The 11,763-nt window shown below is 51.4% G+C and carries 11 protein-coding genes; 1 reads left to right on the forward strand and 10 read right to left on the reverse strand.

The annotated features are described in order from the left end of the window. Nucleotides 1–61: 61 nt before the first annotated feature. From ACTJJA_RS18080 to rfaQ, 4 genes are read right to left on the reverse strand one after another with little or no spacing between them, the layout of a single operon-like run. The gene (locus ACTJJA_RS18080) at nucleotides 62–1,051 is read right to left on the reverse strand and encodes a glycosyltransferase (RefSeq protein ID WP_108417291.1); all 990 of its coding nucleotides are present in this window, start codon (nucleotides 1,049–1,051) and stop codon (nucleotides 62–64) included. 14 nt (nucleotides 1,052–1,065) lie between these two features. Next, entirely contained in the window at nucleotides 1,066–2,163 is a 1,098-nt protein-coding gene (locus tag ACTJJA_RS18085) for a glycosyltransferase (protein ID WP_029484913.1), read from the reverse strand. Between the two features lie 2 nt (nucleotides 2,164–2,165). Then, complete coding sequence (locus tag ACTJJA_RS18090) at nucleotides 2,166–3,293, reverse strand: glycosyltransferase family 4 protein (RefSeq protein ID WP_440668862.1); 1,128 nt, start codon at nucleotides 3,291–3,293, stop codon at nucleotides 2,166–2,168. After that, on the reverse strand, nucleotides 3,293–4,360 hold the full coding sequence (rfaQ, locus tag ACTJJA_RS18095; RefSeq protein WP_440668863.1) for a putative lipopolysaccharide heptosyltransferase III: 1,068 nt from the start codon (nucleotides 4,358–4,360) through the stop codon (nucleotides 3,293–3,295). The genes ACTJJA_RS18090 and rfaQ overlap by 1 nt, the downstream gene beginning before the upstream one ends. A gap of 150 nt (nucleotides 4,361–4,510) precedes the next feature. On the opposite strand from rfaQ, the gene ACTJJA_RS18100 reads away from it, so the two are divergent. Continuing rightward, entirely contained in the window at nucleotides 4,511–5,467 is a 957-nt protein-coding gene (locus tag ACTJJA_RS18100) for a polysaccharide deacetylase family protein (protein ID WP_440668864.1), read from the forward strand. Between the two features lie 23 nt (nucleotides 5,468–5,490). On the opposite strand, the gene ACTJJA_RS18105 is transcribed toward ACTJJA_RS18100, so the two are convergent. The 6 genes from ACTJJA_RS18105 to rfaD are packed head-to-tail and all read right to left on the reverse strand — an operon-like array spanning nucleotide 5,491 to nucleotide 11,685. Continuing rightward, on the reverse strand, nucleotides 5,491–6,702 hold the full coding sequence (locus tag ACTJJA_RS18105) for an O-antigen ligase family protein (protein ID WP_440668865.1): 1,212 nt from the start codon (nucleotides 6,700–6,702) through the stop codon (nucleotides 5,491–5,493). Continuing rightward, nucleotides 6,690–7,598, reverse strand: coding sequence for a glycosyltransferase family 2 protein (locus ACTJJA_RS18110; RefSeq protein WP_440668866.1), 909 nt, complete (start codon nucleotides 7,596–7,598; stop codon nucleotides 6,690–6,692). Before ACTJJA_RS18110 ends, ACTJJA_RS18105 begins: the two co-directional genes overlap by 13 nt. Before the next feature lie 5 nt (nucleotides 7,599–7,603). Continuing rightward, nucleotides 7,604–8,713 (reverse strand): glycosyltransferase family 9 protein, encoded by a 1,110-nt coding sequence (locus tag ACTJJA_RS18115; protein WP_440668867.1) that lies wholly within the window; start codon nucleotides 8,711–8,713, stop codon nucleotides 7,604–7,606. Between the two features lie 3 nt (nucleotides 8,714–8,716). After that, entirely contained in the window at nucleotides 8,717–9,700 is a 984-nt protein-coding gene (rfaC, locus tag ACTJJA_RS18120; RefSeq protein ID WP_440668868.1) for a lipopolysaccharide heptosyltransferase RfaC, read from the reverse strand. A gap of 3 nt (nucleotides 9,701–9,703) precedes the next feature. Next, entirely contained in the window at nucleotides 9,704–10,750 is a 1,047-nt protein-coding gene (gene rfaF, locus ACTJJA_RS18125) for an ADP-heptose--LPS heptosyltransferase RfaF (protein ID WP_108417300.1), read from the reverse strand. Between the two features lie 2 nt (nucleotides 10,751–10,752). Then, complete coding sequence (gene rfaD, locus ACTJJA_RS18130; protein WP_008502707.1) at nucleotides 10,753–11,685, reverse strand: ADP-glyceromanno-heptose 6-epimerase; 933 nt, start codon at nucleotides 11,683–11,685, stop codon at nucleotides 10,753–10,755. Nucleotides 11,686–11,763: the final 78 nt, after the last annotated feature.

Below are 11,763 nucleotides of genomic sequence, written 5' to 3' on the forward strand. Positions count from 1 at the left end.
TATCCGTTTTTTTAGTTTCGGCGGGCAAATTCTAAGCATTTAAGCCAGGTAAAGCTATCTCTTATGCCAGATACCGCTTTAAGCGGAAGTAACGGCGCCCCAGTCGCCAGCGCAAACGCGGACTTTTTGCACTTTTCCAGATGAGTTTCCAGATGCCCGTTTCGAAGAATTCTTTAATAATCATGGATTTCTTCTTCTCATCCTTCATGTTGTCGAAGGTGTGAATAATCCCCAGTCCCTCTTTGGCGATTTGCCAGTGGCAGGCCGGGATACCTTTCACTTTATCCGGGTAGCGCTGATTGATGGCATCAAGCATCTGCAGGATTTTCATGTAGTGGCGCGCCGAACGAATGAGCGTGTCGTCATTGTCCGGCATATGGGACACCGATGCGGAGTGAATGTAGTAGTCATAATAACGTTCACTGGTGTACTGAACCCGCTCTGCCGCGAGCAGCACTTCAGTCGTCCACGGGATATCCTGATGGCGCAGGCCGGGTTCGAAATGGAAACTGTGTTTACGGATAAAGTCGTGGCGATAGATATTCAACCAGGTGACGTGGAGGAACTTACGAGAATCCAGCGCCATCTTTAACCATGCCGCGCCAGTCATCACGCCTGTCGAGGCCAGTTTGTCCTCAGGGAAAATCGGGCGCGAGGGTTTTTTATTATTTTCCCAGACGTAGTTCCCGTTACAGGTGGCGACGTCCAGATCCTGCGTAACGGCCATATCCAGCAGATGCTGATACATGCCAGGTTTAAAGACATCATCAATATCCGGGAAGGAAAGATATTGACCCGTCGCGATGGCCAGACCGCTATTCCGCGCGATGGACACACCCTGGTTTTGCTGCTCAATGACCTGCAGCTGCGGCAGCTTTTCTCGCCAGTTTTCGACGATCTCCATCGAGCGGTCAGTGGAGCCGTCATTAACGATGATGACTTCCATACTGTCGATGCGTTGATTGACAAGGCAGGTAAAGAACTGATCCAGGAACGCTTCACCGTTATAAACGGCAACCACCACGCTTAATAATGGCGCTGAATTTTGCATAAGAAACCTGATTATTATGGATTGTCGACCAAAGCAATATATTGCTGGCAGATAGCATTGATACCGAACGATGCGATCGTTGCGCGATCAACGACTGGCGGAGAGGCATAGATATCTGCCAGCGTTTTTGCCAGTGACTCATCATTTAATGCTGTCAGCCCGCGCGCTAAGTCGCCTGTGAGGATTTCAGCGGGTCCACCCGGACAGTTTGTACTGACGGGCGGTGTCTGACAGATAATGGATTCGACCAATACATTACCAAAACCTTCACAGTCAGAGCTTAACACTAAGAGGCGTGCGCCTTTGATCCATGGATAAGGATTGGGCTGGAATGGACGGAAAACTATTTTGTTTTCAATGCCCAGCTCGGTAGCCAGCTGTTTTAGTTTTTGAATTTTAGCGTCGGCGCCATTTCCCATCATAACCAGTGTTGTCTCTATCTGGCTCAGCGCAAAGGCGCGTAAGAGACGATCGTGACGTTTGTGCTCGTGGAAGCGGCCGACGTGAATGAGGTAATCCTGTCCCTGCATCTCATAGGGTTCGTCCGCCAGACGCTGGATTTCTGGAATATCGAAAGGGTTATGGATAACTGCCTGGCGACGAAGATCGATTGCCAGCGTTTCCGAGAGGTCTTTCAACACGGCGGCTGAGACGGCCACAACATTGCGGTTTTCGTAGGTATGACGAATCTTATAATGTTTAAACCAGCGCGAAAGACCGCTGCGATGGCGCAGATAGGAGAACGAGAACATGCCATGTACGCAGAACCAGACTTTATCGCGTTCCAGTGCGCGGCAGTGCGCCACGATGCGGTCAGTTTTATGCAGGTGGGAGAACACCACATCAAATTTTCCACTGCGTTCAGCCTGCTTAATCGCATTATCCAGCAGCCGGGCGCGGCGCGGGATCTCCGTCAGCTTCCGCCACGGCTTTTTACACGTATCCTGAATAACCTGAAAATCGATGCCTTCCGGGATGGCGTAGTCGCACACTTTCCGCAGGGAGAACAGGGAGACCTGATGTCCCATTTCGATCAATCCGCTGGAAAGTGTAAGAACTGTTTTTTCAGCTCCTCCACCGGGTAAACCATCAATAATCATTAGGATGCGCATTTTTAATCCAGTAATTTTTGATAAAGCGAAATAAGCTGACTTGATAGTTTTTTGGGGGTGGCCTCTTTTACACGTTCACGTGCCGCTAGCCCCATATTGTTATTCTTTTCCAGAGAAGGAATGGCAGCTACTGCCTCCTTCAATGTGTTGATATCAAGTGCGTCACAGTAAAATCCGTTGTTGCCTTGCTCAATAAATTCGGCTCCGCCGCAACTCTCTGAAGTAATGACAGGTAAACCGCAGGCCATCGCTTCAAGAATAACGTTAGGAAAGGGATCATACAGCGTTGGCAGCAGTAAACCATCGGATAGCTGGTAAAACGGCAACGTCTCTTTTTGCATCCCCAGGAAACGGATTTGCCCTTCACAGCCGAGTGAACGGGCGAGTTCACGATAACGATTTTCCGCTTTATCCTGCCCAACCACAATCAGCCACGCCGCTGTTCCCGCGATAGCGCGTATGGCGCTGGCTAACCCCTTTCGTTCAAATCCTGAGCCTACAAAGCAAAACACAACGGCGTGGGTTGGTAAACCAAACTGCTGACGCAGCGCGGCACGCTGTGCTTCCTCGGCCGGAACGAAGCGGCTGGAATCAATTGAATTATAAATCACATGTATCTTTTTTGCGTCAATATCAAAGTCTTCGACGATTTCGCGTTTGATCATCTCCGCATTACAGATAACGGCTTTTAACTCAGGAGCCTGGTACATTTCACGTTCGGCATTCATCACGTAACGGTGGTAGCGATCGTGCATGAGCATTTGTGCGCGCCAGGCGGGCAGAATCCGCGCACGCTGCAGCAACCAGCGGCGATGAACGCCATCGCCTGCGCGGTAAATGTCGCAGCCCGGGATGCGCTCGTGGCTTTGTACAATATCAAATTGCTGCTGCTGCCACAGTGCGCGGGCGGCATGCGCAAAACCGCGTTCGCGGCTGATGCGTCCCCACTTGCGCGGGTCACAAATGTGGATATGCCAGTCGTCCTGCTTTTCTCCCTGCCATTCGCGGGTGATAACGTTGAGCTCAAGATTTTGATTGCTTAACGCGGTCAGCGCGCGGGAGACGAAACGTTCCGCTCCGCCATCAGGGCGATATTTTTGGCGAACAATCGCCAGGCGATGGTGTTTCATTACAGGTATCTCTTTGCAGCGGAGACGACAGCATCCACGGGAATGGCGTCGAGATAGCGTTCTTTGGTGTTGGTATCAATGGCGTCCGGATTGGGGAGCGGGCCGTAGTCACCGGCCCAGATAACCTCCCCGTTGACCTGCCACGGAGACCAGAACGTCAGCTTTGAGGGGCCAAACAACGCCACGCAGGGTGTCTGAAGCGCCGCGGCCATATGCATCGGCACGGAATCCACGCCGATAAACAGACGCGCATGATCGATAAGGGATGCCAGTTGACGCAGCGTCAATTGACCTGCCAGCGAGACGACACCCGTTTTCGGTGAGGCAGCGAGAATGCGATCGATCATTGCCATCTCTTTTTTATCCGGGCCAGCCGTTAGAACGATGGTGTGGTCTTCCTGCTGCAGGGCGGTGATGGTTTGCGCCATTTTTCCTTCATCCCAGCATTTGAAGAACCAGCGCGACGTGGGTTGAATCACGATGTATCGCTCTCCGACACCTTTTTGCGTCAAGAGGTGGTGTGCGTGTTGCCAGTCATCCGGGCGGTAAGCCATGGTGACGGCGGGGTTTGGGTCAACCGGCAGCGCTGACAGGATGGAAAGATTTTGCTCAACGGTGTGCAGGGACGGGTGATTCGCGACAGAGACCAAATTGCTATGACAAAAACGCCAGAATGCACTCTTGCGCTTATTAAAGGCAAACCCGAGGCGAACTGGGGCACCGGTGAAGCGCGTGACGATGGCGCTGCGCCACTGATCGGCAAGGTTAATCACCAGGTGATAATGCTGTCTTCTCAATGTGCTAAGCAGCTGCCACTCTTTCTGGAGATGCTTCAGCGTGCCCAGCTGCTTCCATTTGCGATCGATACCATAAATTGTGCCGATCGCGGGATGCGCGGCGAGCATATCGCGTGTCTCTTCATAGAGAAGCACGTCGATTTGCGCCTCAGGCCATTTTTGGCGTAACGAATCGATGACGGGGGTGGTGAGTAACATGTCACCATGATGGCGAAGTTTGATCAGTAAAATGCGCAAATCAGGCGTGTCAGGTAAGTTATTCATCATCATCTTATCGGCGTTGTACTGTTGGCAATTCTAATAGACCTGGTAGCGACTTGCACTCTTTCTCCACAATGTCAGGAATTTCCCTGGAAGGGTTTACTCCTGCTTTGAGGCGTGCGTAACATAGCGCTAACTACTTTGTCTCATGGACTCATTATGAAAAAACCAGCGTTTATCATCACGATCGATACCGAAGGCGATAATCTCTGGCAAAACCATCGGGTGATTAAAACGGAAAACGCACGCTACCTGGCGCGCTTTCAGGCGCTTTGCGAACGTTTTGGTTTTAAGCCCGTCTGGCTGACAAACTATGAGATGGCAATCGAGCCCGTTTTCATTGAATTCGCAAGGGACGTTATTGCTCGCGGTCAGGGGGAAGTGGGTATGCACCTGCATGCCTGGAATAGCCCGCCGGAGCACGATCTCACGGGTGATGACTGGCGCTGGCAGCCGTATCTGATTGAGTTTTCAGACGAGATGATGCGCGAAAAAGTGCTCTTCATGACCCGCCTGCTGGAAGAGACCTTCCAGACCAAAATGCTGAGCCATCGTGCCGGGCGCTGGGCCTTTGATAGCCGCTATGCCAAATTGCTTATTGAACTGGGCTATCAGGTTGATTGTTCCGTTACGCCGCGCGTGAACTGGCGCAATGCGAAAGGTGCTCCGCAGGGAAGTGGCGGAACGAATTATCAGCATTTCCCTGACCATGCCTACTTCATGGACACGGATGATATTTCCCGGGCGGGTAATAGCCCGCTACTCGAAGTCCCGATGAGTATTCAGTATAAACACCCGGCCTGGTTGAATACCGTTAAGCAGGGCTACGATCGTCTTCGCGGTAAATATCGCTCACCGTCCGTGAACTGGCTACGACCGTCTGGTGGGAACGCCGAGCAGATGATTCAGGTCGCGCAACAGTGCTTATCGCAGGGGAATGATTACGTGGAGTTTATGCTTCATTCATCTGAGTTTATGCCCGGCGGGAGCCCCACGTTTAAGGATGATGCGGCGATTGAGGGCTTGTATCGCGATCTGGAAGCGCTGTTTACGTGGTTGTCAGATAAAACCGTAGGGATGACGCTGGCGGAGTTTTATCAGTACAAAAAAAATTAATGCCCGCGTAGCGGGCATTATCATCAGCGTTGTCTGGTTTGCGAAAAGGGTGTACTCAACGCAAACAGGGTAACAAAGAAGATCAAGGCTTCAGAACTCAATAATATAACGTCGGTCAGGCCATACAGTAAAAGCAGGAGCATGGTCGTTAGCAACAGGCCATTGTTATTTTTAAGCGCGTAAGCGATCATCGACGCAAAGAAAAAGAATAATATCACCAGCCCAGGGATACCCTGCAGCGAATATTTTTCAATAAATTCATTGTGCAGATGAACATTGATATATTTTAGTGCAGTAATGAGATGCGGATGTCCCTCTTTTATATAACGCTGCGTCCATACCTGGCGATCTTCAACTGACTGCCCCAATGGATGCGCGAGCCCGTTCTGAATACCCACCGTCCACATAGAGAAACGCGCGCCGAGTGAGGTTTTGTCATACCCTTTCTCATACTTTTCTATTTCGATTTGCGTTTGCGTTATCTTGGGAGAAATCAATGGCTTGTAGCTAACGATGACAATCCCCGCCACAACACATAAAAAGATCAGCGTCGATTTAAGATGAATTCGTCTGAAGTGGTAAAGCGTGAGCACAATGGCCAAAAGCAAATAGAGGCCCATTGCGGCACGCGTCCCCGTCAGAAGAATGACGAAGTAAGAAATTAAGATGGTGAGACCCGCAGCCACGTACAGCTTAACGTTTTTCTGCAGATAAAGACTGTATATAAAAGCGAGAGATAACACAGAGTATACGTAAGCTGATACGGTCGCACGATTAATGGCCATCTCAACACGTCCCATTCCCTGCGATGCCTGCCATAAGCCATAACCCGTGGCGAGGACAAACCCCGCGCCGGAGGCATAGAAGAAATACTTCTGGAAGGAGGCCTTATCAACGTAAGACTTAAACCGGTCAAGATAGAAAATAAGGAAGCTGGCTAAAATCAGCTTCTTACTTGAACCGAGATAATCGCTGTAAGCGTTCAAACCTTCACTATGGTATTCATAAACCATGTACCAGGCAAAATTAAGTAACCCAATCAACAAAATGGGAAGTGCTATTGAAAAGGGGCGCAGTGAGATTTTTTTATATTCGAGCGCTAAGCCGATAATGCTGGCATAAATCGCGATATAGAAAAACTCTCGCTGCTTACCCGAACTGATCAAGGCCAATGCAAGCGAGATAAGGCTCAGAATTAGCGTCAGTTGATAAAGACGCAATTTTACTTTTTCCATAATGCCTCAATAACCCTTTTTTTATAGCTAAAACGAACATCACTGGATAAGAAAAATGACAGCGAATAAAGCGCATTTACCCGTGATTTAACGAATGTGAGCTGTTGTTCGGTAAGGTGTTGCCGATGGTTACTGTAGATATCAAACCAGTGACAATTAATCAGATTTTTAAACGCTTGCGGAAACGTTTTTTCCATCATTAATGTACATTCAACAAGTGTCGTGATTTTACTGGCGTCGAGACGACTCGACAAACTTTCGCTACGTTTGATGTAATAGTAATGGCCCTGGCGTTGATAGCAGATTTTTTCTGCCTGCATGAGCATGGCAGGAAATACCGCAAAGTCTTCGTAACAGACCATCGAGGGAATAGGGTTGCTCTTGTACAACGTCCGATGAATAAATTGACCGATGAGATGTGCCTGAAACTCTTTATGCTGCAAGAAACGCTTTATCGCCTCATTCTGTGAAAAAGAGACGGGCGTAAAGCCCTGCCAGAATGCGGTGATTTTCCTGATATCACGAGTTTCCAGCAAGCGTGTCAGTAGCATATCTGGACGCTGTGCTTTCAAAAAAGCCACTGCGTCCCTGACGCTGCAAGGCTTGAGTTGATCATCACTATCCAGCATCGTGATGTAATCGCCTGATGCCAGAGACACTGCACTGTTTCGAACATGACCGACGTTACGGTACTCAACGTACCGGGATTGCGCGTGTGGGAACGCAGGCAACCATTTTTCAATAATATCCTGGGTGGCATCATCAGAACTGTCATTAAAGATAATGACTTCAACAGCATCGCCGGCATTATCAATCGCGGCGTGCAGGCTTTCTAACGTAGCATGAAGCGTATCTTCGGCGTTATGCGCGGCAATAATGACGCTAAGAAAAGCCATAGAAATTAGTTTCCTTGAGCATCAATAGCATAGGTGGTTGCGTTAACGTTAGGTAACTCGCAGATAAAATGTTTAAGCTCGCGTAGCGCGTCTTCTGTTACCGCGAATAATGCTTCGCGTTCTTGTGAAAAATAATAACGTGTTTCAAACACATAAGAACAAATGTTGTCGTCATTACCAATCAACAATACATTGCCAAGCGGACGCTGTTCATGGTGACAGCATGGTCCAAACAGCAACACCACCGGCACACCTACCGCGTCGGCAATATAAACGTTCCCCGAATCCGATGCGATATAGCAATCCATCTTTGAAATCGCCCAGGGAAGCTCTTCAAGGGAAATTTGCCCGATGAGGTTGGTGAAATTGGGCATTTCACCATAAGCACGGGTGATATCATCCATCCACGGCTGCTCATTGGGCGCACCAAATACATAAAACTCGCAGGGCAGGTCAGCGAGATGCTCAACTATTCGCTTCCAGATAATAGGCGGAACGGTTTTCGCTTTATTCCCGGCGGCGATACTGATGCCGATGCGGATAACGCCAGGTTTATCAAGGCTTTCCGGCCAAGTCTGCGGCTTAAAAAGTGGCTTTGTTGCGTGCTTTGGGGAGTCTTGCCACGTAAGCGAGCGGTCCGCCAGCTTCAGATAGTTGGTGACCGACAACGTTTGTTTACCATGCTCAACGGTACCGTCAGCCGTGGTATAGAAAATGCCGTGATACCATCTGCGCGTATAAGTGCTTAAAAATTGTTTGTTTTTTGCATTACAGACGGAGGCGAAAAAGAGGTTCACGCTGTTGGGTTGCAGGAGATACACGTTGTCATAGCGGTTCATGATCCTGCAGGCAAAGCAGAGCTTACGCCACAGATTGCGCTTATGCTGCTCGATAAAATAAATCTGCTCGATAGTGTCATCATGCTTCGCCAGCGCACCCACGCTGCGACTGATAAGCACATCGCTTTTTTGCAGGTACGCCAGGAGGGGCGTAGCATTAACAAAGTCACCGATTTTGGCTGTTTGAATGACAAGGTTTTTACCTGTGTCCTTGCGAAACAGCTTCCGGATGAGCTTCACCGGAAAGAGTAAAATCAGCAGAAATACATAACTCATGGGTTAAATATCCCTGTTGGAAAGCCAGTGGCTGCCCTGTAAAAATGAAAAAATCGCATCTGCGCTAATATCCTTTGTTTGCTGAGTCGGGCTGACCATCTGATGCTGGTTTTTACCGTAACCCCCAATCAAACCCGGATCGGTCGGGCCAAAAATCGTCAGATTTGGACGATCCAGCGCAGCGGTTAAATGGCTTAATCCCGTATCAACGGAAACGACAGCATTCGCTCCCGCTAACTGCGCAGCAACCTGTGCCAGCGTGAGTTTAGGCAAAACCTCAACATGCGAAAATCCTGCGGCCAGACGCTCCGCACGCTGTCGTTCATGTTCAGCGCCCCACGGGAGTTTAATATGGATACCGCAAGGTTGCATTAGTTCAATCAGCCTTCGCCAGTGCGTTTCCGGCCAGTGCTTATCGTCGCGCGTTGTGGCATGCAGGAAGACAAGATAAGGCTGAGTGTCGGGGTCTGTATTACGCAAAAAATGCTGCGCAATGGCGTAATCGCCCTGAGTGTCGGGTTTCGCATAGCCGAGGCTTTTCGCGAACAGCTCCCGGGTGCGTTCGACGGCGTGCTGCTGTTTTGCAATGTGGTGGCGACGGTTATAGAACAGGCTTGCCAGCGGTTCGCGGGCGGTTTGCCAGTCCATACCGTGCTTTACGCCGTGCGCCAGACGTGTCACCAGCGCGGCGCTTTTGACCAGTCCCTGCGCATCGATGATGGCATCGTAACGCTGAGCCTGCACCGCATCGCGAAAGGCTTTGCGCTCGGCTTTAATGGGGGCAGAGAACCACGCTTTGCGCCAGCGGCGAATCGCCACCGGGATCACGCGATCAACCGCTTCATGCCAGGTGGGGATCTGCGCGAAGCCTTCTTCCACCACCCAGTCGAAACGAATGCCGGGAATGGCCCGCATCGCATCCGTCAGCGACGGTAGCGTATGCAGAACATCACCCATTGAAGACGTTTTAACGATCAATACCCGCATTCGTTATCCTTCTTCGCTCAACAGCAGGGCGTTGAGTTCCTCAAGGACGCGCTCTGGCGTAATGTCGATCAGGCTCTGATGATAACCTTCAGCAGCATCACCTTTACGCACCTTGTGGTAGCCGGTGATGAGTCGAATGACGCGTGCTTTATGCGACAGCGGTGGCGTGAAGTCCGGGCTGCTTGGGCCATACAGCGCCACCAGCGGGCGGTCCAGTGCGGCGGCCACGTGCATCAGGCCAGAGTCGTTGCTGACCACGGCCTTACAGGCGGCGATCAAAATAACCGCCTGCTCAAGCTGCGTTTCGCCAGCCAGATTGCGGCACCAGGCCTGCTGCTCGTTGCTCAGGGTGGCGAGAATTTCGTTACCCGCCTCGTGATCTTTCGCCGAGCCAAACAGCACAATCTGGTAGCCTTCGTCGATCAGCTGTTTCGCCAGTTCGGCGTAGTGATAGTGCGGCCAGCGTTTCGCCGGACCGAACTCTGCACCGGGGCAGAAACCAATCATCGGGCGTTCGGATGAAAGTCCAAACGCATTGCAGGTGTGGGATTTCTCTCCGTCGTTAACCTGAAGCTGTGGCCAGAGCAGCGGCTGCGGCAGGTCTTTCGCGCTGCGCATCACCCCTTTGTCGTAGGCCAGCGCCACGTAGCGCTCCACCATCAGCGGCCAGGCCTCTTTATCCAGCACCCGCGCGTCGTTCAGCAGGCCATAGCGCATTTCACCGCGCCAGCCGGTACGGTGTGGAATGCCCGCAAAGAAAGGCACGAGGGCGGACTTAAAGGAGTTTGGCAACACGTACGCGCGGTCATAGCGCTTCTCTCGAAGGCTGTGGCCAAGCTTGCGGCGCTCGCCGATTTCCAGCGCCCCGTGGCCGAGCGGCATCGGGATGGCTTCATTCACTTCCGGCATACGCGACAACAGCGGACGGCACCATGCGGGTGCCATCACGTCGATTATCGCCTGGGGATAACGCGCCTTGAGCGTGCGATAGAGACTTTGCGACATCATCATGTCGCCCACCCATGACGGGCCGATCACCAGAATCTTCATACTTATGCGTCGCGGTTCAGCCAGGCCATATATTCCGTTACGCCTTCGGCAACGGTCTTGAACGGCTTGTCGTAGCCTGCGGCGCGCAGGTTGGTCAGATCCGCCTGCGTGAACGCCTGATAACGGCCTTTCAGCTTATCCGGGAACGGAATGTACTCAATGCTGCCTTTCTTGTGGTACGCCAGCGTCGCGTCTGCCACCGCCTGGAAGGATTCCGCGCGGCCGGTGCCCAGGTTGAAGATACCGGACACGCCGTTTTCCCAGAACCACAGGTTTACGGCTGCAACGTCGCCTACGTAGACGAAGTCACGCTTGAAGCCGTCGCTGCCTTCAAACAGTTTTGGACTTTCGCCGTTATTCAACTGGGTGTTCAGGTGGAACGCCACGCTTGCCATGCTGCCTTTGTGGCCTTCGCGCGGCCCGTAAACGTTGAAGTAGCGGAAGCCGACGATCTGCGAGTTCGCTTCTGGCAGAACCTGACGTACGTATTCGTCGAACAGGAACTTAGAGTAACCGTAGACGTTCAGCGGCTGCTCGTACTCGCGCGATTCGATGAAGTCAGAGGTACGGCCGCCGTAGGTTGCCGCGGAAGAGGCATACAGGAACGGAATTTCACGCTCCAGGCAGTAGTGCAGGATCTCTTTGGAGTACTGATAGTTGTTGTCCATCATGTACTTGCCGTCCCACTCGGTGGTGGAAGAACACGCACCTTCGTGGAAGATGGCTTCGATCTCGCCGAACTCTTCACCCGCCATAATCTGGATAAGGAAGTCTTCTTTATCCATGTAGTCAGCGATGTTCAGATCCACCAGGTTAACGAACTTGGTGCCGTCTTTCAGGTTGTCCACCACCAGGATGTCGGTGATGCCTTTGTCATTGAGGGCCTTAACAATATTGCTGCCGATAAAGCCCGCGCCGCCGGTAACGATGATCATAACTGTAACCTTTGAAGTGTGGAGCCCGGGGACAATCCCGGACGCTAATATTCATATCATATCATTAGTATGGCGACC

The sequence above is a fragment of the Enterobacter sp. 22452 genome, assembly GCF_052045065.1.
Classification (GTDB): Bacteria; Pseudomonadota; Gammaproteobacteria; order Enterobacterales; family Enterobacteriaceae; genus Enterobacter; species Enterobacter mori.